General features: G+C 39.6%; 29 protein-coding genes, 1 pseudogene and 1 riboswitch. Of the genes and pseudogenes, 25 read left to right on the plus strand and 5 right to left on the minus strand.

Annotated elements, in window-relative coordinates:
* Positions 1-204: 204 nt before the first annotated feature.
* From LGO15_RS10120 to LGO15_RS10175, 12 genes and pseudogenes are all read left to right on the plus strand, one after another.
* Positions 205-1506, plus strand: coding sequence for an FtsK/SpoIIIE domain-containing protein (locus LGO15_RS10120; protein ID WP_226087496.1), 1302 nt, complete (start codon positions 205-207; stop codon positions 1504-1506).
* On the plus strand, positions 1439-2053 hold the full coding sequence (locus LGO15_RS10125) for a replication-relaxation family protein (protein ID WP_226087497.1): 615 nt from the start codon (positions 1439-1441) through the stop codon (positions 2051-2053). Before LGO15_RS10120 ends, LGO15_RS10125 begins: the two co-directional genes overlap by 68 nt.
* Before the next feature lies 1 nt (position 2054).
* Positions 2055-2495, plus strand: coding sequence for a hypothetical protein (locus LGO15_RS10130; RefSeq protein WP_226087498.1), 441 nt, complete (start codon positions 2055-2057; stop codon positions 2493-2495).
* A gap of 4 nt (positions 2496-2499) precedes the next feature.
* The gene (locus tag LGO15_RS24155; RefSeq protein WP_264163944.1) at positions 2500-3129 is read left to right on the plus strand and encodes a M23 family metallopeptidase; all 630 of its coding nucleotides are present in this window, start codon (positions 2500-2502) and stop codon (positions 3127-3129) included.
* A 14-nt stretch (positions 3130-3143) separates the two neighbouring features.
* Positions 3144-3311, plus strand: coding sequence for a hypothetical protein (locus LGO15_RS10140; protein ID WP_226087499.1), 168 nt, complete (start codon positions 3144-3146; stop codon positions 3309-3311).
* A gap of 73 nt (positions 3312-3384) precedes the next feature.
* Positions 3385-3648, plus strand: a complete 264-nt coding sequence (locus LGO15_RS10145; RefSeq protein ID WP_226087500.1) for a hypothetical protein — start codon at positions 3385-3387, stop codon at positions 3646-3648.
* A gap of 125 nt (positions 3649-3773) precedes the next feature.
* Positions 3774-4472 carry an Ltp family lipoprotein gene (locus tag LGO15_RS10150; RefSeq protein ID WP_226087501.1) on the plus strand — a complete coding sequence of 233 codons (699 nt, stop codon included), beginning with the start codon at positions 3774-3776 and terminating at the stop codon, positions 4470-4472.
* Positions 4473-4591: 119 nt separating this feature from the next.
* Entirely contained in the window at positions 4592-5953 is a 1362-nt protein-coding gene (locus LGO15_RS10155) for a restriction endonuclease (RefSeq protein ID WP_226087502.1), read from the plus strand.
* 130 nt (positions 5954-6083) lie between these two features.
* A complete protein-coding gene (locus LGO15_RS10160) occupies positions 6084-6272 on the plus strand; it encodes a hypothetical protein (RefSeq protein ID WP_226087503.1) in 189 nt (62 codons plus the stop codon).
* Entirely contained in the window at positions 6244-6516 is a 273-nt protein-coding gene (locus LGO15_RS10165; RefSeq protein ID WP_226087504.1) for a group-specific protein, read from the plus strand. Before LGO15_RS10160 ends, LGO15_RS10165 begins: the two co-directional genes overlap by 29 nt.
* Positions 6513-6680: a hypothetical protein gene (locus LGO15_RS10170; RefSeq protein ID WP_226087505.1), complete on the plus strand. Its 168-nt coding sequence runs from the start codon at positions 6513-6515 to the stop codon at positions 6678-6680. Before LGO15_RS10165 ends, LGO15_RS10170 begins: the two co-directional genes overlap by 4 nt.
* 160 nt (positions 6681-6840) lie before the next feature.
* Positions 6841-6924: pseudogene (locus LGO15_RS10175) on the plus strand (YneF family protein); the annotation flags it as partial.
* A gap of 459 nt (positions 6925-7383) precedes the next feature.
* Here the strand turns inward: LGO15_RS10175 and LGO15_RS10180 are convergent.
* Positions 7384-7545 (minus strand): hypothetical protein, encoded by a 162-nt coding sequence (locus tag LGO15_RS10180; protein ID WP_167832980.1) that lies wholly within the window; start codon positions 7543-7545, stop codon positions 7384-7386.
* 139 nt (positions 7546-7684) lie between these two features.
* Between LGO15_RS10180 and LGO15_RS10185 the strand changes: the two genes are divergently transcribed.
* From LGO15_RS10185 to LGO15_RS10200, 4 genes are all read left to right on the plus strand, one after another.
* Positions 7685-8140 carry a GNAT family N-acetyltransferase gene (locus LGO15_RS10185; RefSeq protein ID WP_167832981.1) on the plus strand — a complete coding sequence of 152 codons (456 nt, stop codon included), beginning with the start codon at positions 7685-7687 and terminating at the stop codon, positions 8138-8140.
* A gap of 11 nt (positions 8141-8151) precedes the next feature.
* Positions 8152-8526: a DUF2750 domain-containing protein gene (locus LGO15_RS10190; protein WP_226087506.1), complete on the plus strand. Its 375-nt coding sequence runs from the start codon at positions 8152-8154 to the stop codon at positions 8524-8526.
* Between the two features lie 90 nt (positions 8527-8616).
* Positions 8617-9912 carry an MFS transporter gene (locus tag LGO15_RS10195; RefSeq protein ID WP_167832982.1) on the plus strand — a complete coding sequence of 432 codons (1296 nt, stop codon included), beginning with the start codon at positions 8617-8619 and terminating at the stop codon, positions 9910-9912.
* Positions 9913-10026: 114 nt separating this feature from the next.
* Positions 10027-10668, plus strand: a complete 642-nt coding sequence (locus LGO15_RS10200; protein ID WP_167832983.1) for a Type 1 glutamine amidotransferase-like domain-containing protein — start codon at positions 10027-10029, stop codon at positions 10666-10668.
* A 469-nt stretch (positions 10669-11137) separates the two neighbouring features.
* On the opposite strand, the gene LGO15_RS10205 is transcribed toward LGO15_RS10200, so the two are convergent.
* Positions 11138-11494 (minus strand): response regulator transcription factor, encoded by a 357-nt coding sequence (locus LGO15_RS10205; RefSeq protein ID WP_226087507.1) that lies wholly within the window; start codon positions 11492-11494, stop codon positions 11138-11140.
* Positions 11495-11687: 193 nt separating this feature from the next.
* On the opposite strand from LGO15_RS10205, the gene LGO15_RS10210 reads away from it, so the two are divergent.
* From LGO15_RS10210 to LGO15_RS10230, 5 genes are read left to right on the plus strand one after another with little or no spacing between them, the layout of a single operon-like run.
* Positions 11688-12335, plus strand: coding sequence for a class I SAM-dependent DNA methyltransferase (locus LGO15_RS10210; protein WP_226087508.1), 648 nt, complete (start codon positions 11688-11690; stop codon positions 12333-12335).
* 22 nt (positions 12336-12357) lie between these two features.
* Positions 12358-13056: a 5'-methylthioadenosine/S-adenosylhomocysteine nucleosidase gene (mtnN, locus tag LGO15_RS10215; protein WP_226087509.1), complete on the plus strand. Its 699-nt coding sequence runs from the start codon at positions 12358-12360 to the stop codon at positions 13054-13056.
* Positions 13056-13523 (plus strand): S-ribosylhomocysteine lyase, encoded by a 468-nt coding sequence (locus LGO15_RS10220; protein WP_226087510.1) that lies wholly within the window; start codon positions 13056-13058, stop codon positions 13521-13523. The genes mtnN and LGO15_RS10220 overlap by 1 nt, the downstream gene beginning before the upstream one ends.
* A 15-nt stretch (positions 13524-13538) precedes the next feature.
* Positions 13539-14462 (plus strand): PLP-dependent cysteine synthase family protein, encoded by a 924-nt coding sequence (locus LGO15_RS10225; protein WP_226087511.1) that lies wholly within the window; start codon positions 13539-13541, stop codon positions 14460-14462.
* Positions 14463-15596, plus strand: a complete 1134-nt coding sequence (locus tag LGO15_RS10230) for a bifunctional cystathionine gamma-lyase/homocysteine desulfhydrase (protein WP_167832989.1) — start codon at positions 14463-14465, stop codon at positions 15594-15596.
* 171 nt (positions 15597-15767) lie between these two features.
* Here LGO15_RS10230 and LGO15_RS10235 read toward each other — a convergent pair whose 3' ends face one another.
* Complete coding sequence (locus tag LGO15_RS10235; RefSeq protein WP_226087512.1) at positions 15768-17078, minus strand: nucleobase:cation symporter-2 family protein; 1311 nt, start codon at positions 17076-17078, stop codon at positions 15768-15770.
* Positions 17075-17680: a xanthine phosphoribosyltransferase gene (locus LGO15_RS10240; protein WP_226087513.1), complete on the minus strand. Its 606-nt coding sequence runs from the start codon at positions 17678-17680 to the stop codon at positions 17075-17077. Before LGO15_RS10240 ends, LGO15_RS10235 begins: the two co-directional genes overlap by 4 nt.
* Before the next feature lie 130 nt (positions 17681-17810).
* Positions 17811-17912: riboswitch (purine riboswitch) on the minus strand.
* Between the two features lie 179 nt (positions 17913-18091).
* Here LGO15_RS10240 and LGO15_RS10245 point away from each other — a divergent pair.
* Together LGO15_RS10245 and LGO15_RS10250 are read left to right on the plus strand one after the other, a co-directional pair.
* On the plus strand, positions 18092-19840 hold the full coding sequence (locus tag LGO15_RS10245; protein WP_226087514.1) for an ABC transporter ATP-binding protein: 1749 nt from the start codon (positions 18092-18094) through the stop codon (positions 19838-19840).
* A gap of 3 nt (positions 19841-19843) precedes the next feature.
* Positions 19844-21637 carry an ABC transporter ATP-binding protein gene (locus LGO15_RS10250; protein ID WP_226087515.1) on the plus strand — a complete coding sequence of 598 codons (1794 nt, stop codon included), beginning with the start codon at positions 19844-19846 and terminating at the stop codon, positions 21635-21637.
* A 394-nt stretch (positions 21638-22031) separates the two neighbouring features.
* Here the strand turns inward: LGO15_RS10250 and LGO15_RS10255 are convergent, their stop codons facing one another.
* Positions 22032-22202, minus strand: coding sequence for an aspartyl-phosphate phosphatase Spo0E family protein (locus LGO15_RS10255; protein ID WP_167832994.1), 171 nt, complete (start codon positions 22200-22202; stop codon positions 22032-22034).
* 301 nt (positions 22203-22503) lie between these two features.
* Here LGO15_RS10255 and LGO15_RS10260 point away from each other — a divergent pair, with 301 nt between their 5' ends.
* Positions 22504-23211: a cytochrome c biogenesis CcdA family protein gene (locus tag LGO15_RS10260; protein ID WP_167832995.1), complete on the plus strand. Its 708-nt coding sequence runs from the start codon at positions 22504-22506 to the stop codon at positions 23209-23211.
* Between the two features lie 183 nt (positions 23212-23394).
* A complete protein-coding gene (locus LGO15_RS10265; protein ID WP_167832996.1) occupies positions 23395-23754 on the plus strand; it encodes a response regulator in 360 nt (119 codons plus the stop codon).
* Positions 23755-23779 lie beyond the last annotated feature (25 nt).

Below are 23779 nucleotides of genomic sequence, written 5' to 3' on the forward strand. Positions count from 1 at the left end.
AAACTTTTTTGCGAGGACAAGATAACTAGACAGGCATTCGCCCATACACTCTACTATACGCAATAACAAATACTCAAAAACACACTAAACCGAACCAAAGAATTCAACTATTTTTACTAAGAAACATAGATACTTCTTATTAACATTCGCATTCGTTTTTCAAGGGACTATATCTATCGATATATTGAAAAGGAGCGTGGTTGGATGCTATTTGAATTGGTATCAACTGGAAGTATGCTAGGTGTTTTGGGAGCAAGTTATTATTTTAAAACGAATCAAAAAGATGATACAGACAAAATTTTAAAAATTGCTGATAACTGTGGTTTGTACACAGATGATGATGAGCTAAGACTTTATCGTAAGAATCGCAGCAAAGATGGAAAGTTCACTGAGTATGTTTTCAAGATTCCTTTAGGCCTAGAATTAGATGACTTTGTAAGTAAATATGGAAAATTTAAGGACGGTTTAAATAATACAAGTGTCAGAAGTATTGATCTAAAGCAAATAAAAAAACTGAAATTAGATAAGTCATTACCCAAACAACTAGAAAGTATCATTTTTAATCGTGTGCAGTTAAATAAGGAAATTGAGTTTGAGTACGATGGAATGTTGAAAATAAGAGTTTATGATGAAGGATTGACAAAGGATTTGCCATTTAATAATGAGATGCTTTTAAAGGTTAAGAATTGGGAAGTGCCTATTGGTGTCAGTTACAAAGAGTTTATAAAACATGATTTTGAGAAGTTGCAAATGCTTGTAGTTGCTGGAACAACGAGATATGGAAAAACTGTGTTTCTAAAGAATTTAATTACTACTCTTATCAACAATCAACCTGACAATCTTAAATTAACTCTTATTGATCTAAAAGGCGGTCTTGCTTTTAGTCGATATGTTAATTGTAAGCAAGTAAATAAAGTAGCAAAGAACGCTGAGGAAACAATAGAAGCACTTGAATTTATCCATGATGAAATGCAGCAAAGGCAAGAGCTATTTTTAACAAATGGTTGGGAGGACATTAAAGAAGCTGGATGGAAAGAAAGACATTTCATTGTAGTGGATGAAGGGGCAGAAATAGCAATGTTTGAAAACAAAGAGGATCGAGAAAGAGCAACTTTCTTACTTGGTGAACTAGCAAGGATTGGAGCAGGTTTAGGATATAGGTTAGTATTTGCAACTCAATATCCAACTGCAGATGTATTCCCAAGACAAGTAAAAGCGAATACAACAGCATCTCTTTGTTTCAAATTAAAAAACAGTACTCAAAGCATGGTTGTATTAGATAGAAAAGGTGCTGAGTCATTGCCTGTTGGTTTGGCTGGTAGAGCGATTTACCAAACGGATAGAGACAGAGTAGTTCAAACACCTTATATTCAGAATGAATTCATTAAGTCGATTATAGAACCTCATATCATAATCAAGGCAAGGAGTGAGGATCAAAGTGTACCACACAACCAGAAAAAAGCTTCAGAGACAAGAAAATATATTACTGAGTTTAAAGAAACTTGATTATTTAACTAGATTACAATTACAAATTATTCATGATTTAAAAAGTGACAGGAATGCCCAAAGAGTATTAAAGGCAATGGAAGAATATTTACATGTAATCAAGGAAGGGGAGAACATTTACTATCTGAATGCTAAAGGTCGCGAAATGGTTAATTGTGAAAAGGTTAGAAAGAAATTAACTACTTATCAGCATTACATTATGAGGAATTACCTGTATATTGCACTTGGTTGTCCTGTTGAATGGAAAAATGAAGTTTCAATAATTAACGGCTATAAGAATGACAAGGTTAGTTGTCGGACAGATGCTTTAATTCAGAAAGGTGACTTTTATACAATCATTGAAGTTGACCATGAGCAGAAGATGATTGAGAACATAAAGAAAATCGATAAGTACAGAATCCTTCGGCAACGTGGAGCATTCGGTTTATTAGCACCTAGATTTGTATGGATGACCACAACAGATTATCGAAAAAATGAATTGTTAAAAGCCAGTGAAGGATTGAATGTTGAAGTTTACACCATAGAGGATTTCAAAGGGAGGAAATAGCATGTTCAAACGTAAGCAGGAAGTTTATTCAATTAAGGAATTTATGAATAGAGGGAAGGTTGAACTTAAGCAATTTGAATTCAAAGAAGAAGTAAGAGAGTCATTAGGAGTCCTGGGTGCAGTTAGTTTATTACCTTTAGCCTCTAAACCATTTTTAGCAGCTACCCCAGCATTAGCAGCAGAAAACGCAGTTCCAGTTATTGCTCCTACTTCTGAAATGTATGAGAAAATGCTTCACGCATTCGATCCCCTAATTATGCTCACACAGGCTTTAGCTTACCCTATTGCAATGGTTGTAGTTTTAGGTGGGGCAATCATGGTCATGATCAATCAAAAAGAAAAAGGATTCTCTATGATGCAAACTGCAGGATTAGGATATGTATTGGTTCAAATGACTCCATTGGTATTGAATATCTTAGTCGATGCTATGAAAGTAGTGTAAACCTATGATTGTAAGAATAACAAGTAAATTTGGTGAGGTAAGTTCAATTCATAAGACTCCTCATACTGGAATTGATATTGTTTTAAGTGAAGGTACACCTTTAAGAAGTGTTTATGATGGTGTCATTGAAAAAGTTTATGATGGCAGTACCAATATAGGTAAAGGAATCAAGATACGCTTTGAGGATGGTACAGAAGGAATATACGGTCATTTAAGCGAGGTAAAAGTAAAAGTAGGGGAAATGGTTCGAGACGGTCAGATTGTCGGTTTAAGCGGTAATACAGGTCGCTCAACAGGTGAACATTTACACTTTGCTTTGCAAAGGCATGGGGAGTTTGTTGATCCATCTTCAATAGTAGATAAGACGGTTAATTATTCATGGATAAATCACTTTTTTCAAAATGGAAAGGTTGGTCAAATTGACTTCTTTAGCATCCCAGAATGGATTAAAGGAAAATTTACGGAAGCTACCATTGGTAATACTGTTGACTTCATTTCGGATATGGCTTTGGCATTACCTATCATCACCGTTGTTAGCCTTAGTGTGTATGCTTTGCTTAACATGGTTAGTTCAAGGGTTGCTAAGCTTGGTGCGTTAGGGACAGTGGTATACAGCTTAATAATCATACATTAGGAGTGTTTAATATCATGGATATGCAGAATATAAATGTTTGGTCAGTCCCAGTTTTATTAACCTTTTGGAATGAATTAATGTGGAAATATGAGAAAAATGAGTCTGATGATCTGGTAACTGCTTTGAAGATAGTTGAGGAAGAAATAAAGAAAAGGGAGTGGAAATACTTTAAATGTTCTTGAAAAATTCACAATTATATTAATATTATAACCCTCTATAGATGTATGCTTTACTCATACTATAGGGGGTGTTTTAATGTATATTTTGCAATTAGTCAATGCTTATACTCAAGAGTTAATAAGACAAACAGAATACGACAACCCAGATGCAATATTAAGTATTTTAGAAAGTGAAACTCATCCTAAAAGAAAAGGAATAGAGACTTTTATTTTTGATGATCAAAAGAGGACTTTAACTGCAACCTTTGTAACACATTCAGTAATTAATGGTGATGAAGATATAATTTATAGGCTCTTGTATAAAGTGAAGATGGCTGAGGTTCAGGCAGTAATAAGGTAAGTGTTTAAGAAGTGTCTTAGTAGCAAACTAATTCTATTAAAATTTTTTAAACTGTACATTTCCTAGTTGATTTTTATGGTAAAATTTAACTAACAAGTATAGACAAAAAATGGGAGGTACGGAAAATGGAAAAAAAACAAAAGCAGAAAAAACCGTTCTATAAAAAATGGTGGGTTTGGGTAATTGCGATTATCATTATTGGGGCTGCTACAGCTGGCGGTGAAGAGGATCAAGCGGATACAACCAAAGGGGAAACTAAGTCAGTTGCCACAGAACCTGCAAAGGAAGAAAAGCAAACAGTAGATTCTAATACAGATGATACTAAAACAGAAGAGATTGAAAAGGAAGAGGAAAAACCTGAGGATAATGTTCCTGCAGAACATAAATCTGCTTTGAAAAAAGCTAAAGACTACGCAAAAACAATGCATATGTCTAAAATTGCTATTTCTGAACAATTAACTTCAGAGTTTGGTGAAAAGTTTTCCGAAGAAGCTGCTGCATATGCAATGGAAAATCTTGAGTATGATTGGAAGGAAAATGCTTTGAAAAAGGCTGAATCCTATTCAGATACTATGTTCATGTCAAAGCAAGGGATATATGACCAGTTGACTTCTGAAGCTGGTGAAAAATTTACTGCTGAAGAAGCACAGTACGCAGTTGATAATCTGAAAGCTGATTACAAGAAAAATGCTTTAGAAAAAGCAAAAAGCTATCAGGAAACAATGAGTATGTCGCCAGAAGCTATCAGAGACCAATTGGCCTCTGAGTACGGTGAAAAGTTCACACAAGAAGAAGCAGATTATGCAATTGCGAATTTAAATTAAGGATAAGTTGAGTAAGGAGTGTCTATATGGCACTCTTTTTTCTTATCGTTCTAATTTCCGACAGTATTCCCCTTTAAGATAGTGGTAAAATTTAACTATAAAATTGGGAGGTGTTTGTATTGAGCACAGCTGTTGGTAGGATTAAGTTATGGGATGAAGACATTGAAGGGTACAAAGATGGGGAACTTATTCTAAATGAGTATACTGCCAAAGTAACACATCTAGATGGATCTGGAACAATAATCGAACTTGCAGAGAAAATCGAATATATTGTGGAAATAGATAGTGAATACAATGACATTGTCTATGTAAAGAGAAACTCTGGACATACTTTAATCATTTTTAATTTAAGTGGTGTTGGCAGGAGAAAAGAACGTTTACAATTAATTAAAGAACATTATAAAAATCTTAATTTATTACTTGGGCAGCGACAAAGAGAGTTTTCAGATAATGTTGAAACTATATATAACAATACTATAAATTCTAACGAGATTTTACAGATAGTTTATAACTATATAGAGAGAACGAGTAAGTCAGTTTTTACTGAACCACTTTTTTTTATTTGCTTTGAAAGATTACTGTATTTCAAAAATTCACTTGGGAAGTACACTTTAACTACCACTTCGGAACATGAACCGCTTCTAACCTTTAATTCAGTAGTGGAAAGATTTGAGGATGAGGTAGAATTTTCTGCCCTGATGAATTATTACGACGAATATTTTATAAAATTGGTGAAAATTCTAAATAAAAGAATCTCATTTGATTTAGAAAATGAAGGGATATTTGTTACTTGGAAATTACTGAGAGATGAAATCTGTCATTATTATTACAACAAGTTTAATCAAAGTTACGGGGGATATATCCCAAATATAGATAAACTATCTTTAGATGAATGTGTACAATCCTATACTGATATAGATTTACTTGACTTTAATTCAGGGGAAAATGCAAGTATGTACATTTATTATCTTATGTATGTAAATAAATTTGAAGATAATAATAATTACATCATTAATAATGATACTTTTCTAAGAAAATTGGTAGAAGTGATAGAACGTAAGGAACTTGATAGTTTTGAATCTTCTTTGACAGAATCTTCACGGTCTACAAGTTTTACAATAGATAATATAGATTTAATGAATGGATTAGAATTTGAGAGTTTTATTTCTGATCTTTTTACTAAGATGGGTTATTCAACCAAAGTGACAAAAGGTTCTGGTGATCAAGGGATAGATGTTATCGTTGAGAAACATGGAAACAAAATAGGTGTGCAAACTAAATGCTACGCTAATAGTGTAAATAACAAGGCAATTCAAGAAGTTGTGGCAGGACTTAAGTATTATAATCTAACTAAAGGTATTGTAGTTACAAATAATTTTTTTACTGAATCAGCTAAGGAACTAGCTATTTCAAATGATGTAATTCTTTGGGACAGAAGTATATTAAAAGAAAAAATATCAGAAGTGTTTATAAATTACTAAATTAAAATTCACACTCTCAATTTTTGGGGGTGTTTTTTTGAATAATATTAAGTTATTTATATTTAACAGACTATTTTGACAACAAAAACATTTAGTAATACAATTGCTGAGTTGCCAAAGGAGGTTAAATATGAAGGAAACTAAGATAAAAGATGTTACTTATGTAGAGACGATAGAAACAGTAGATTTTATTGTTGAGGTTTTTGTCAGCAACATTCCGAGATCAGAACACGAAATCAATCGTTCAATGGAGAGATTGGCTGAATCCAGATACCGATTACAGGAGAAAAATGATGTTAGATTTAGAAATAAAAATTGATGAAGAAGAAGTAAGAAAACTTTACCTAGAGGAGATGGAAAAACATTTTAAAAAGATTAATGCTGAATTAACTTTCTGGGATTCCATGGAACTAAAGAGAAGAACATGTATGAGCTGGAATACAATTTCATCAACATTCTTTTATGATCCTAGATTTCCTAAGTATAAAGTGGGCGGGAAATGGTACTTTCCAGCAAAGGAAACTCAAAAATTTTTATTAACTTGGTTGGTTGAGCAAAAATGAGAAAAATTGATTCAAAAGGTAGAGAAGTTATTAGAAAATTAGAAAGAAAAAATTACTCCATTAAGTTTGTTGAGCAGGATAACTTGGAGAAGAATCTTGATAGGTTATATGATGTAATTGCAGAGTTATTATATGAGGATGCTATGAGGACAATAGATAAATAAAATTAACTACCAGTCTTATGATTGGTGGTTTTTTTGTATTACTTAAGTGAAAGATTAACCTTGTTTTTCTGTAAATGGTAGACATGTTGCTAGAATAGTGGTATATTTTCCTCAACAGAAAAAGTGGTTAATTTGATAGTGAAAACCTTGATATATCAACGTTTTGATGCAAATGGGAATGAAACCATCCCAGAAGAAAATCAATCAGATGATGTCAGCAATGAACAAGCAGACAGGAAAATAAAAACGGACAAGCACTCATTTTATGTGAGTGCTTTTCTTATTTGCGAAGTAATAGACAATTTGAGCTGGGAACTGGGTGGAAATGTCTAAGAACCGGGCTTTAATAGACACTTTGAAGTATGGCTGAGATCAAAATGTCTAAGAAATTGGCTTTAATAGACATTTTCAAGTGCGGATGAAATCAAAATGTCTAAGAACCGCGTTTTAATAGACACTTTGAAGTATGGCTGAGATCAAAATGTCTAAGAAATAGGCTTAAATAGACATTTTCAAGTGCGGGTGAAGTCAAAATGTCTAAGAACCGCGCTTTAATAGACAGTTTGGAGTATGGCTGAGATCAAAATGTCTAATAAACAGGCATTCATAGACATTTTGGCTTATGGCTGGATATAAAATGTCTAAGAAAGAGATTTATTAAACAAATAATTAAAAAGAACAAAAATAACGCCGGAAAAGGGCGTTATTTTTGTTTGGGTGCTTTGTCAGCAGATTTCTCTTTTGTACCTTGTTGAAAGATGGAATCGAAAAATTCGTCCGCGGTTTCCATGACGCCTCCATGAAGCTGGCCGTCGGCACCAACTTTGTTTTTATTCCCTTTAACCGGATTATGGATTCTTACCATAGTAAGCTCACCTCCTATATTTAGGCTTTGTCATCACAGACTAAAATAATCTGATAGCCATTTGTTAAACTATGGCAGGACATCTATTGGCAAATACAGAATAAGAAACCAAAGATATTTAAAAAAGGGGATTATTTTAATGTATCAATACTTCAACGGGCTGGTCATTCGCGAAGGCACAGAAGGGGTACCGGCAGAAAAAGTTGAGAAACTTTTTATGGATGCAGGATGGGCACGAAATACTCCTGAATGGCAAAAGGAAAAGTACACACTGATGTTCAATAATTCAACCTGGGCTTTTACAGTTTGGGATCAAAACGAAATGGTCGGGATGGTAAGGGTTATCTCGGACAAAATTATGGCTGCAAACATTATGGACCTGGCAGTTTTAACAGAGTACCGAGGAAAAGGGATTGGCCAGAAGCTTGTGCAGCTATGCGTACAAAAACTCCCGCATGGAGACTGGTTTGCCCATACCTCTGCTAATAATTTCAGCTTTTATGAGAAGTGCGGTTTTGAGGTAAAGGACGTTTCTAAAAATGGAACTTGCGCGTATTATGGTTATATCCAAGCCCGTAAAGATGGACATAGATAGGAGCGCTGTGATTGAATAAAAAGGAATTTGAAGCAGTCATTCGGCTGCCAGCACCGATTAGGTATGAGTATTTCATAAAAAAAGCAGCAGATTATGAAGAAGTTTGGGGGTTATATAATGAAGGATGGGCATCTGCACAAGATGCCGAGGGCAATGTTCTGCTGCCTTTTTACCCTAATGAAAAGTTCGCAGAGGCATTCGCTAAAAATGAATGGGAAGGCTGCAAGCCGAAGAAGATTGAGTTGAGAGATTTCCTTGAAAAGTGGCTTCCAGGGATGAAGGTGGATGGATTTAAGCCTTCGATTTTCCCAACCGACACAGATTCTGCTGTAATGGATGTGGATACGCTGTGTGAAGATATAGAAGAGGAGCTGGAGAAGTACTGATTTTTAAAAAAGATGCATGGAAACCATACCTAAAATATACCCAACGTGGTATAATTTGAGCATCTTGATTTCAGAAAGTGAGTTTTGAATATGACGCGTCAAAGTGATGAGGCTGTTGCGGTTGAAAGTCAACCGGAGTGGCTGCAAACTTATGTAGAATCACCAGAAAAACAAAAAGCCTTATATAAAAAAACATTATTAATAGTCGTTTTATCACAGATTTTCGGCGGAGCAGGCCTTGCTGCCGGGATAACGGTTGGCGCCTTATTAGCGAAGGATATGCTTGGCACTGACATAGTGGCCGGTTTGCCGATTGCGCTTTTCACATTGGGTTCTGCCGGGGCTGCACTCATTGTCGGACGCCTGTCACAGCGTTATGGCAGGCGTGCGGGTCTTGCCTCGGGATTCTTAACTGGTGGAATCGGTGCAATTGGTGTCATCATAGCCGCAGTGATGAATAATATCTTTTTGCTTTTTGCGTCACTATTGGTCTATGGTGCGGGAAGTGCAACGAATTTACAGGCACGCTATGCAGGAACGGATCTGGCCAGTTCAAAACAGCGTGCGACTGCAGTCAGTATTGCAATGGTTTCGACTACGTTCGGCGCTGTAGCAGGCCCTAACCTTGTAGAGGCAATGGGGCAGTTTGCGCTATCTGTAGGAGTTCCGGCGCTGTCTGGACCATTCATTCTCGCAGCTGCTGCCTATATGGTAGCGGGTTTGGTATTATTGGTATTCCTTCGCCCAGATCCTTTTGTGGTTGCCAGGGCGATTGCAGTAGCTGAGCGAGATGCCAAAACCAATTCGCCTGATTATGTTGAGGAAACCCTCGTTACAGATAAACGGGGAATCGGAGTGGCCGCGCTTATTATGGTGCTCACTCAAATGGTGATGGTAGCGATCATGACCATGACTCCGGTCCATATGGGAAGCCATGGTCATGGTTTAAGTGCCGTTGGTATGGTCATTGGATTCCATATCGGTGCAATGTATCTGCCGTCTTTATTAACTGGTGTTCTTGTTGATAAAATCGGGCGTGCGACAATGGCGGCAGCTTCAGGGGTCACACTGCTGATATCAGGTATTATGGCGGCTGTAGCTCCTGGTGAATCTATGTTCTGGATCACCCTCGCTCTCATTCTACTCGGTCTTGGCTGGAACTTCGGCCTGATCAGCGGAACCGCTCTCCTTGTTGATGCGACAAATCCAACGAACCGTGCAAAAATGCAAGGAACTGTGGATGTGTTAGTCGCGCTGTCGGGGGCAACCGGCGGAATGCTTTCCGGCATGGTTGTGGCGAATTCAAGTTTTGCTTTCCTGTCGCTCGCAGGAGGAGTGCTGTCATTAGTTTTAATACCATTTGTAATATGGTCAAATAAAAAGTAAGGAATGATGAGCCTGAATTATTTCAGGCTCTTTTTTCTTTGGTCAATTTGCAGGTTTTTACAGCCCCCTTGGCGAACTTGTTTTGAAGAAATTTAGCGGAAAGAGATGGACCTGATGAGTAGATTAGTGCTTTTAAGTGATTTGAAAAATCTTAATCGTGATATAAAGAAAAGAATTAAGGAATTAACAAGCCGGAAGCCTTTTAAACTGGCTTATATCCCATCGCAAACGGACGAAGATAAATTGTATTTTGAAAAAGCCAAGCCGGAGTTTAAGGAATTGGGTATTACGGAATTCTTTTACTTTGACGTAGATCAAGAGTTTGATTGGTCTCAGGTTGAGGAGTTTAAAAGCTGCGACGGCATTTTTCTGTCAGGGGGGAATACGTATCTATTTTTAAAAAACCTGCAGGGAAGGAACATCGTTGGTTGTATAAAGGAAATGGTACTTGAAGGGAAACTTTTAATCGGAGTCAGTGCCGGAAGTATAATTATGTCAGAAAGCATCAAGATTGCCGAGTTCCATGATCAAAATGAGGTTAAGCTTAATGACTTAAATGGTTTAGGGCTGGTGGATTTTGAGTTTATGCCACATTGGGACAGAGAGCAAGGTCAGCAAGATGAACTGTTAAAATATTCGTTTCATCAGGAAGAGAGTATCTATACATGCAATGATGGCGATGGAATCGTCATTAATGGAGATAAGGTCGAGTTTTTTGGGGATATAAAAGAAGTCCAAAAAGGGGCATGGTTATAAATAAATATGGATGATAGCTCTATCGGCCAAACGGAAGGCATATGTCGAAAAAGTGTCCGATGGAAGAGCTCTATCGGACAAAAAGAAGGTGTTAGGCGAAAAAAGTGTCCGATAGAAGGGGTCTATCGGCCAAAAAGAAGGTGTTAGGAGGAAAAAGTGTCCGATAGAAGGGGCATATCGGCCAAACGGAAGGTGTTAGGAGGAAAAAGTGTCCGATGGAAGAGCTCTATCGTCCAAAAAGAAGGTGTTAGACGGAAAAAGTGTCCGATAGAAGAGCTCTATCGGCCAAAAAGAAGGTGATAGGCGGAAAAAGTGTCCGATGGAAGAGCTCTATCAGACAAAAAGAAGGTGTTAGGCGGAAAAAGTGTCCGATAGAAGGGGTCTATCGGAAAAAGAAGGTGTTAGGCGGGAAAAGTGTCCGATAGAAGAGCTCTATCGGACAAACAATACGCAATTCCGTATAAGACCTTTAGTTTAAAAGCTCTTTTATTTTCGACACTACTTCTTTAGGGCTGAACGGTTTTAGAATGTATTCGCTGGCTCCCAATTCTTCTCCTCGTTTAAGGTCATGGGCTTCCCCTTTAGCTGAAAGCATGATGACAGGTATATCTTTTGTTTTCCTGATTTCTTCCAACACAGAAAAACCATTCATTCCAGGCATTAGGATGTCCAGGATAATGACATCAAAGGAATCCTGCATTGCTTTTTCCAAAGCTGCTTCTCCGTTGTCTGCAACTTCAACCACAAACGATTCTCTTTCTAGGTACATTTTTAATAATTGGCTAATTCTTTGTTCATCCTCAGCAACTAGCACTCTCTTTTCCATGTTTTCCCCCTGAAATATCTTTGTTTATTGTAAGTATACACTATTGGTGAGTTGTTTTCTTCATAGATCAGGGAAATTCATAACGATGAAAAAAATTGATTTTGAAAAATGAACGTGATAATATGTGACCTATAATGATTTAATTCATACTATACATATAGGAATTATAATAATTAAATCGGAGTGAATGATTATGGGTCGGGAATTTATCCCCTTATTTGACGATTGGGCCGAATTTTACGAGGACACGGTATCAGGACAGGATATTGAATACAAAGAGGTATTTGAAAATTACGAGAAGATTTTACAAACCGTTGCCTTGAAGTCAAAAGGTACAGTTTTAGAGTTTGGTGTTGGTACAGGGAACCTAACCGAAAAGCTAATATCCTTGGGAAGAGTTGTATATGGGGTAGAACCTTCCAAAGCGATGAGAGAAAAAACGAACGCTCGATTCAAAGATTTACAGCTATATGATGGAGACTTCATTACTTTCCCAGAGCTGCCCGAAAAAGTGGATTCAATTGTAAGCACATATGCTTTTCACCATTTAACAGATGAGGAAAAGGATGCTGCACTTAAAGTGTACAGCACACTATTGGATGACCAAGGAAAGGTTGTTTTTGCGGATACCGCTTTTGTGAATGAAGAAAATCGGAAAGAACAGCATAGAATCGTAAAAGAGCAGGGATTTGAAAATTTGCTCGCTGATCTAAAAAGAGAATACTATACAACTCTTGAAAATTTGGAGAGGCTTTTCGAGAAGAACGGATTTCAAGTAACTTTTGAAAAAATGAACTCCTATGTGTGGCTGATGGAAGCTGTTAAAGTGAACAAAAATTAAGGTGGAATTGGAGAGTTGAGGCATGAGAGTTGGCATAATTGGTGCAATGGATGAAGAAGTTGATTTACTGCGCAGCAGGCTAGAAGAACGGAATGATACGATTCTAGCTCGAAGTGAATTTTATGAAGGTAAGATTAATAGTTTAGAAGTCGTCCTTTTGAAATCAGGAATTGGAAAAGTGAACGCTGCATTGGGAACGGCTTTGTTAATAGAGAAGTTCTATCCTGATGTCATCATCAATACTGGATCTGCAGGCGGCTTTCACAAGGATCTCAATGTAGGTGATGTCGTCATTTCTACGGAAGTGAGACATCACGATGTGGATGTGACCGTTTTTGGTTATGAATATGGCCAGGTCCCGAGAATGCCTGCCTACTTTGCGCCGGATGACAGTCTAGTAGATGCTGCAGTAAGAAGTGCTGAAAAAATTAATGGTATACAGGTTGTTAAGGGATTAATCGCGTCTGGAGATTCTTTTATGAATGATGCTGAGAGGGTAGAATTCATCCGGACCAAGTTGCCTGATTTGTTTGCTGCGGAAATGGAAGCAGCTGCAATCGCCCAGGTGGCCCATCAATTTGATAAACCATTTGTTATCATCAGGTCGCTCTCCGATATTGCAGGGAAGGAATCCAATATCTCATTTGACCAATTCTTAGAAACAGCAGCGAAGAATTCCGCAGAATTGATTTTACTAATGTTAGAGGAGTTGAAGAAATAATGGTAAAAAAAATGAATGTTGAAAGCTTTAATTTAGATCATACGAAGGTGGCCGCACCATATATCCGTTTGGCAGGAACAACACAAGGGGCAAATGGCGATGTCATCCATAAATATGATATTCGCTTCTGCCAGCCAAACAAAGAGCATATGGAAATGCCAGGCCTTCATTCACTTGAACACTTAATGGCAGAAAATATTCGTAATCACCATGGAAGTGTAGTGGATATTAGTCCGATGGGCTGCCAGACTGGGTTTTACCTGTCGGTGATCAACCATGATGATTATGACAATATTCTTGAAGTGTTGGAAAAGACTCTGAAAGATGTGCTTGAGGCTGATGAAGTGCCAGCCTGCAATGAAATCCAGTGCGGCTGGGCTGCGAGCCACAGTCTTGAGGGAGCAAAAGAAATTGCAGCAAAAATGCTTGCCAAGAAGGAAGAGTGGCGTCAGGTATTTGCTGAATAAGGAGAGTAAAATGAGATGACGGTTTACCGCAGTATCCATGAATTGATTGGACATACCCCAATGGTTGAACTTACTCAATTCCCATTGCCTGAGGATGTTCGTTTATATGCCAAGCTGGAATACTTAAACCCAGGTGGCAGTGTAAAAGACCGTCTGGGGTTGGAGTTGCTCGATGAGGCACTCCGTACAGGCAAATTGGCGAAAGGCGGTACTTTGATTGAACCTACTGCCGGAAACACGGGGATCGGGCTGGCGCTGGCAGCAATCAACAAAGGTATTGAGGTGATTTTTGTGGTGCCCGAGAAATTCAGCATTGAGAAACAGACGGTGATGAAGGCTCTCGGCGCAAAGATCATACACACACCTACAGCCGAGGGGATGGCAGGCGCAATTAGCCGAACCGAACAATTGCTAAAAGAAATTTCAAACTCATACTCACCATCCCAATTTTCTAATCCGGCAAATCCGGATACTTATTATAAATCGCTGGGACCTGAGATTTGGGAGGACATGGAAGGACAGATTGATATTTTCGTAGCTGGTGCGGGAACCGGAGGAACCTTCATGGGTACTGCGAAGTTTTTAAAAGAGAAGAATCCGATGGTAAAAACCGTCATTGTTGAACCCGAAGGATCGATTATAAATGGAGGCCAGCCTGGTCCGCATAAAACAGAAGGAATTGGAATGGAATTCCTGCCGACATATATGGACCCTGCTTTATTTGATGGGATCCATACCATTTCCGATGAAAATGCATTCAACGCCGTGAAGGAACTCGCGGCTAGAGAGGGAATACTTGCTGCAAGCTCATCTGGCGCAGTTCTTCATGCAGCTTTGCTAGAAGCACAAAAAGCCCCTCCTGGCACAAACATCGTTACTGTCTTTCCGGACGGAAGTGAACGTTACTTAAGCAAGAAAATCTACGAGGGGGGAATTTAAATGAAACGCAAAACAAAGATGATTCATGCAGGCATTCCTGGCGATAAGGTTACGGGCGCTGTTTCTTTTCCAATTTACCAGGTCAGTACTTACAAGCAGGACGACGTAGGAGTCCATAAAGGATATGAGTATTCTCGGACAGGCAATCCAACCAGGTTTGCATTAGAAGAATTGATCAAGGATCTGGAAGAAGGGAAAAGAGGTTTTGCCTTTGGTTCCGGAATGGCAGCAATCACGGCTGTGATGATGCTTTTCAACTCTGGTGACCACATCATTTTGACCGATGATGTTTATGGCGGCACATACAGAGTTATGAACAAGGTGTTAAACCGGATTGGTATTGAATCTACATTTGTGGACACAACGGATCTGGATGAGGTAAAGGCTGCGATTCAGCCAAATACTAAGGCACTTTATATTGAGACACCAACCAATCCACTTTTAAAAGTAACCGACATTAAAGCTTGTGCGGACTTGGCAAAAAATCATAATTTACTGACAATCGTCGATAATACGTTCAGTACACCATACTGGCAGACGCCGCTGACTTTGGGTGCTGATATGGTGCTTCATTCTGCTACTAAATATCTCGGCGGCCACAGTGATGTAGTTGCAGGATTGGTCGTCGTAAATGATGATCAGCTGGCTGATGACCTGCATTTCGTCCAGAATTCCACTGGTGGAATATTAGGGCCTCAGGATTCATGGCTGCTTGTGCGTGGAATTAAAACTTTGGGCCTTCGAATGGAAGCACACGAGGAAAATACGGCGAAAATCGTCGAGTTTCTTTCAGGACAAGAAGCAGTGAAGAAGATCTACTATCCAGGCCTTGAAACGCATCCTCAGCATTCAATTGCAAAGGAGCAGGCAGAGGGTTTCGGTGGTATGGTCAGCTTTGATGTAGGAAGCGCAGAAAAAGCGGCTGAAGTGTTAAGCAGGGTAAAATACTTCACACTTGCCGAAAGCCTCGGAGCGGTGGAAAGCTTAATTTCTGTTCCAGCAAAAATGACACATGCATCCATACCGGCTGAGCGCAGGGCAGAATTAGGCATAACAGATGGACTGATTCGCATTTCCGTCGGTATTGAAGATGTGGAAGACTTAATAGAGGATCTGCAGCAGGCATTACAATAGAAGCTTTGGCCAAATGTCGCCTGTGAAACATGGAGATGGACGAAAAAGAGGTCATCAATACAGGCTATTGGCGCCCGAAAACTCGAGATGTATGAAAAAATGGTAACCAATAGGATAATAGAATCATAATAGGCACCGGGTTCAACCGGTGCCTTATTTATATTCATCTATTTAAGAAGCCTTCTGCTCAGCAAATGGAGCTTTTTTAACGACTTTATTTCCTTTAAATACATTAAACACTAAATTCAATCCAATTGCTGTCAAGCTGCCGGCAACGATTCCGTTATCTGTCAGGATTCTGATGCTTGTAGGCATTTGTGAGAATAATTCTGGCACGGCTGTCACACCGAGTCCCATTCCGACTGAGCAAGCAATGATTAATAGATTCTCCTGTGATGAGAAATCTACCTTGCTGAGCATTTTAATTCCATAAGCGACGACCATGCCGAACATCGCAACCATAGCCCCTCCAAGAACTGGGGTTGGAATAATTGTAGTTAAGGCACCAATCTTCGGCATAAGTCCAAGCAGTACAAGGAAGGCACCTGCTGTATAGATGACGTTCTTCGTCTTCACTCCGGACAACTGAAGGAGTCCGACATTTTGTGAATAGGTGGTATAAGGAAATGCATTGAAGAACGCACCAAGGATAATCGCAAGTCCTTCGGCACGATAACCGCTCGCAAGATCCTTCTCTTCAAGCTTTTCTTCACATATATCCCCGAGAGCAAAGTAAACTCCAGTTGACTCCACCAGGCTGACCATTGCTACAAGGATCATTGTCAAGATGGCTGAAACTTCAAAGGTAGGAAGGCCGAAGTAGAACGGAGCAGGCATGTGAAGCCAGGAAGCCTCCTCAACAGCAGTGAAGTTCACCATTCCCATAAAGTAAGCAACGACCGTTCCCCCGGATAATCCCAACAAAATCGCTATAGATCGGATAAAACCTTTAAAGAATCGGAAAAGCACAATAATAAACAGCAAAGTGCCGAAAGCGAGTCCAATATTTGTAAGAGAACCAAAGTCAGGGCTGCCCTGTCCGCCTGCCATGTTATTCATCGCCACAGGAATTAAAGTGATTCCGATGATGGTCACGACAGATCCGGTCACAACTGGAGGGAAAAACCTGACAAGCTTTCCAAAGTACTTAGAAATCGCAACGACAAATATCCCAGAAACAAGGATGGAACCGTAGATTGCTGATATTCCGTATTGTCCGCCAATCGCAATCATCGGCCCAACGGCTGTGAAGGTACAGCCTAGAACCACAGGCAGACCAATACCGAAGAATTTATTTTTCCATACCTGCAGAAGCGTAGCAATACCGCACATGAAAATATCAATTGAAACTAAGTAAGTCAACTGTTCTCCTGTTAAACCGAGAGCACCGCCAACGATCAATGGAACAATTACTGCTCCTGCATACATCGCCAGTACATGCTGAATTCCTAATGAAGCTATCTTAAAAGGATTCTGTTTCATCGCGTCAATTCCGCCTTTGTCTCTGTAGTAGGTTGTTCAAATCTGACTAAGCCATTTTCAAGCGAGCTAATAATAGCCAAAGATTCAACGGTGTAGCCTTTATCTCTGAGCAGAGAACCGCCATCCTGGAATCCTTTTTCAATCACAATTCCGATTCCTGCAACGGTGGCTTTTGCTTTGTTGGCTATTTCTGCGAGACCCAGTGCTGCTTGTCCATTGGCCAGGAAATCGTCGATGATCAGTACCTTATCTTCTTCCGAAAGGTAATGACTAGAAACGGAAATTTCGCTGTTTTCTTCCTTCGTAAAAGAGTAGATAGATGCTGTGATCAAGTCATTTACAAGAGTCAAAGATTTTCTTTTTCTGGCAAAAACAACTGGTACATTCAGTTTAAGTCCAGTCATGACCGCAGGAGCAATTCCCGATGATTCGATTGTCAGGATTTTAGTAATGCCACAATGAGCAAACCGCCCGGCAAACTCTTTCCCAATCTCATCCATCAGCTGAGGGTCAATCTGGTGGTTAAGGAATGAATCCACCTTCAGCACTGATGATGACAGGACAGTTCCTTCATTCTTGATTTTTTCAATAAGCATTTTCATCGTATTCCTCCTCCTAAATGAGGGCTCAAAAACATAAAAAAGCCCAAAACCATGCATTCACATCATAAAAGGAGTGAAGCAATGGCCTTGGGCTTATCAAAAAGCTACGGGCAAATAAAGGTTGAGTTCAACCTTTGCACTGCTCACTCATAGTCGGATTATTTACGGTAATCCGGTAGAAACTTGCAGGCCATATCCCCGCGATTATATGAGTGAATGTTTAATTTATAGATATTATATCACTATTTTATTTTGATTCAACAGATTAAACAGAAAAAACGAACGAATTACCCATCTTTATTTTTATTATTCGTATTATAGTTATTTAGTTATTAAAAATAAAAAATCTTCCCCATTTTACAAATATTTGATAAACTATTTAAGCATTTGAGGGGTTTGGGGGATATACATATGAGCGTATTCAAGGATTTATTATGGTATTTCAAGTCGGAGAAAAAGGCTTATTTGACAGGGATTTCACTACTGTTATTTGTGGCACTCCTGCAGCTTGTTCCGCCGCGGGTCATTGGAATAATAGTAGATGAGATAACCAATGGGACGCTGACGGCCGGGAAACTGGGGAAATGGATTTTAGTGTTAGCGGGATCAGGACTGGCGATGTATTCACTTCGTTATTATTGGAGAATCATGATTTTTGGTTCTGCGGTAAAGCTGGCACGATTGTTAAGAAATCGTCTGTATGCCCACTTTACGAGTATGTCGCAGTCTTTTTACCAAAAGAGAAGGACAGGGGACCTGATGGCTCATGCCACAAACGATTTATCTGCCATCCAGCAGACAGCAGGTGCTGGTGTCCTGACATTTGTTGACTCTGTCTCCACCGGAGGCTTCGTCATTATCGCGATGGCAGCGACAATCAGCTGGAAGCTGACCTTGATCGCTTTGATTCCAATGCCGTTCATGGCTTTGCTGACAAGCTGGTACGGGACAATGCTTCATAAAAGGTTCCATAAAGCCCAGGAAGCATTCTCAGATTTGAATGATAAGACCCAGGAAAGCATCACGGGAATCAAGGTGATTAAGACCTTTGGCCAGGAAAAAGAAGATATCGAGGACTTCCGCAAACAGTCCGAAGATGTTGTAAAAAAGAACATTTCTGTTGCGAAGGTTGACGCATTATTTGACCCGACGATTTCAATCATTGTCGGCATCTCATTCTTTTTATCAATTGCTTTTGGAGCAAGGTATGTGTTGAATGGTGAATTGACAATTGGCCAGCTTGTTTCATTCACTTCCTATCTTGGCTTGTTGGTTTGGCCGATGCTCGCATTTGGATGGTTTTTTAATATCGTTGAAAGAGGCAGGGCCTCTTATGATCGTGTTTCTGCCTTACTTGATGAAAAAATCGACATTCAGGATAAACCGGATGCACTGGATATGGTTCCAAATGGCGACATTAAATATGATATTGATTCCTTCACTTATCCTGGTGATCCGGAAGCTTTATTGAAAGAAATCAAGTTTGCGCTTGGCAAAGGGCAAACGCTTGGGATTGTCGGCAAGACCGGTGCGGGGAAAACGACTTTATTGAAGCTGTTGATCCGCGAATTCGACCTTTCGGAAGGCAGCATCAGCATTGGAGGAAGAAGTATCCGTGATTATAAGATGGATCGATTGAGACAGGCGATTGGATACGTCCCGCAGGATCATTTCCTTTTTTCAGCGACAGTCCGAGATAACATCGCCTTCGCAGATCCTACTGTCGATGAGGAGGTCATCTATAGTTCTGCCAGAGTGGCAAACATCCATGATGATATTCTTGAATTTACGGAAGGTTATCAAACTGTAGTAGGAGAGCGAGGGGTTTCACTCTCAGGCGGGCAGAAGCAGCGGATCTCGATTGCCCGTGCACTGGTGATGAATCCGGAAATCCTCATTCTCGACGATTCCTTATCGGCGGTCGACGCGAAAACGGAGGAACAAATATTATCAGCACTGAAAGAAAATCGTAAGGACAAGACAACCATTATCACGGCACACAGATTGAGCGCTATTCACCATGCCGATTTGATCGTCGTCCTTGAAAATGGCCGAATTGCTGAGCGCGGAACTCACGATCAATTAATGGAGCATGACGGTTGGTACAAGGATATGTATTTGAGACAGCAGCTTGAAGAGCTTGTCGAGCAGGGAGGGTGACCAATGGAAAAAACGCCTGTATTAAACGCGAAAGAGCAGCGTTCTGTGCTGTTCCGGCTTCTTGCCTATGGAAAACCGCATCTAAAGATGATTTTTGTCGCCTTCGGATTCCTGCTGCTCGCAACAGTTGGTGACGTGCTAGGACCGATATTGGTGAAAATTTTCATCGATGATTACTTGAGGGAAGGCTACTTACCTTTCCAGCCATTGTTGATGCTCGGAGCTGCCTATATTGGCATCCAGATTCTCAATGTGCTCGTTTCATATTTTCAGCTTTTGAAGTTCCAGGAGATTGCGCTGAAAATCATCCAGCAAATGAGGATTGATGTTTTTACGAAGGTGCAGCAGCTTGGATTGAAATATTTCGATAAAACTCCTGCTGGCTCTCTTGTATCAAGGGTTACGAATGATACCGAAGCGATCAAGGATATGTTCGTCAGCGTCATTGCGACTTTTATCCAAAGCGGATTCCTGCTGTTCGGGATCTTTGTTGCGATGTTCGTCCTGAATGTAAAGCTGGCACTGTTCACGATGCTGATTTTACCGTTCATCGTGTTCATCATGAGTTTGTACCGCAAACTTAGTTCAAGATTTTACCAGGATATGCGAGAACGCCTTAGCCAGCTGAATGCAAAGCTCAGTGAATCTCTTCAGGGCATGTCGATTATCCAGATGTTCCGACAAGAAGAAAGATTGAAAAAAGAATTCGGAGAAATTAACGATAAACATTTTGATGCTGGGATGAGAAACATCAAGGCAGATGGACTACTATTGCGCCCGGCAGTTGACCTTGTCTACATTTTAGCTCTGATAATTGTGCTCAGCTTTTTCGGTGTTACTTCCTTCGACAGTCCTATTGAAATTGGGGTGTTGTATGCATTCATCAATTATCTCGATCGCTTTTTCGAGCCGGTGAACAATATGATGATGAGACTTTCCATGTACCAGCAGGCTATTGTTGCTGCCTCACGTGTTTTCAAGCTGCTTGATGAAGAGGAGCTTGCTCCAGGGCAAACTGGGACGGAAGTGGATAAAATCAATGAAGGTAAAATTGAATTCAAGGATGTCAGTTTTTCATATGATGGAAAAAGGGATGTTTTGAAAAACATCAGTTTCACTGTCAATCCTGGGGAAACTCTTGCCTTTGTCGGCCACACCGGAAGCGGGAAAAGCTCGATTATCAATCTGCTGATGCGTTTTTATGAATTTGAACGTGGGGATATTCTTATTGATGATCATTCAATAAAAAGCTATCCGGTAAAAGAGTTGCGGCAGAAAATGGGGCTTGTCCTACAGGATCCGTTCTTGTTCTATGGAACAATCGGAGATAATATCAGGCTGCACAATAGCGACCTGTCTGAAGAGGATATAAGGAGGGCGGCTGAATTCGTCCAGGCGGATTCCTTCATTGACAAACTGGAAGATGGATACTCACAAAAAGTGACCGAGCGAGGCTCCACTTTTTCAAGCGGTCAGAGGCAATTGATCGCTTTTGCAAGGACAATTGCGGCTAACCCGAAAATCCTTGTGCTGGATGAAGCGACTGCAAACATTGATACAGAAACCGAAGAGGCCATCCAGGCGGCGCTTGCCAAGATGCGAAAGGGCAGGACGACAATCGCCATTGCCCACAGACTTTCCACCATCCAGGATGCAGACCAGATTATCGTCCTACATCATGGGGAAATCGTTGAGCACGGAACACATCAAGAATTGCTTGCCCAACAGGGGCTTTACCACAAGATGTATCTCCTGCAGAACGGTTCAGTCGAACGCTTGGAAGATGTAGTAGGATAATAATTATAGGATGTGAAATGGCGATTGCTAATTGGTAATCGTCATTATTTTTAAATAATGAAAATATGTACTACTACCTTATGAATAATCTGAAATGGTATCTCTTGTTGTGTTGGACTGGCAAGTTTAGAGAACAATGCTAAGGGCAGATATGAAACTTTTCGACCTAGGAATCGTACTATTATTGATCATCCATTAATGTAATAGAGGAAGAGGGAAATAAGATGGGATTGAAGGGTATGATAAAGAAGGAAATTAAAAAACAAATAAAGAAGCAAATAACAAAGAAAGCTGGAAAGAGTGCAGGTAAAATAATCGGAAAAGTTATGAAGAAGTTTTAGGTTTTGTGTGAGAAAAATAAAACAGCTATACGCTTATGGCGTTTAGCTGTTTTTTAGTGGGCTGCTATCTTTTTTATATATACCCGGTTATATTCATTGAGTAGTTCATCAAGTTCCTGGCTGTAAGTGATCGCAATGGAGGAATTCAGGCCGTTCTGTGAAGCGATTTGTATCAGCTCTTCGCGTTTCTTTTCAATAAGGGTGATCAGTTGCTCTTTAGACAATGTGAAAATCCTTTCTTGTTTTATCTCTCGGCAGTATATTAAATCAGTTTATGTAAATTCGTTATAAATATAGAAATTATTACAAGTGCTATATTAGTATATAGCATATACTGCCAAATTTCAAAAGAAACATTTGTAAAATATTTTCCTGTAAAAAATATACACCATCATTAATTACCCAGTTTTTTAGAAGGTAAACACCTTTTTAATAGAAATTAATAATTTGTTCACAGTTAAACTATAATAATAGTAAATGGTTTTGTTAGAATGGGACTAACGAATATGAACTGGAGATGGAAAGATGACAGATATAAATATTTTCATTGCAATGGGCGCGGGCTTCCTGAGCTTTATTTCTCCATGCTGCTTGCCCCTTTATCCGGCATTTTTATCTTATATTACCGGGATGTCCGTCGGAGAACTGAAGAGCGAAAATGCAATGCTGCAAAAGCGCAGCCTGCTCCATACCTTATTTTTCCTGCTGGGCTTTTCGGTGATTTTCATTGCGATTGGCTTCGGGACTTCATTTGTAGGACAATTTTTCATACAGTACCAGGATCTTATCCGTCAGCTGGGTGCGATCTTCATTGTTGCATTCGGTTTAATGGTCATTGGTTTCTTTAAGCCTGAATTTCTGATGAAAGACCGCAAAATAGAATTCAAGAACCGCCCATCAGGTTATTTTGGGTCCTCTTTAATCGGTATGGCATTTGCAGCAGGATGGACGCCATGTACTGGTCCGATCCTTGCTTCGGTCATTCTGCTTGCGAGCTCTAACCCTGGGTCGGGTATGCTGTATATGATCGCCTATACACTTGGTTTTGCGATTCCTTTCTTCATTCTTTCTTTCTTTATCGGAAAAATGCAGTGGATCCGTAAGCATAATGTGAAAATTGTTAAAATCGGCGGCTATATCATGATAGTTGTCGGAATCATGCTGTTCTTCGATTGGATGACGAAGCTGATTTCGATTCTTTCCATGTTTTTTGGGGATTTTACAGGTTTTTAATAGGCATAAATATTATTGAGTTCTGGGGCTATATAAGGGGATCCTCATAAGATGTTTTTTCGATGTGAGAATTTTGTCGGTGTCTTTACATTGAAAATAATGGTTAAATATAGTTATATAGTAATTGAGGGAAGAACTTAACAGAGTAATATACTTGTTGTGATTGTCGGGGAGGATACAGCGATGGCCAGAATTTTGATAGTTGACGACGCAAAATTTATGAGAATCACCTTAACCAATATTCTGAAGAAAGCGAATCACGAGATAGTAGGGGAAGCTGAAAATGGAAGAGAAGCAGTAGCGCTGTATCGCGAACTGAAACCCGACCTTGTGACAATGGACATTACGATGCCGGAAATGAGCGGTCTGGATGCTGTAAAAGAAATCAAGAAGGATTTCAAGGATGCAAAAATCATCATGTGCTCAGCCATGGGCCAGCAGAAAATGGTTGTGGATGCCATAGAGGCGGGTGCAAAGGATTTTATCGTTAAGCCATTCGATGATTCACAGGTAGTCGATTCGGTATCAAGAGTATTAAGATAAAAAAAGCCATTTAAGCCTATCTTAA

Origin of the sequence: Mesobacillus sp. S13 (assembly GCF_020422885.1) — a bacterium.
Taxonomy (GTDB): Bacteria; Bacillota; Bacilli; order Bacillales; family Cytobacillaceae; genus Mesobacillus; species Mesobacillus selenatarsenatis_A.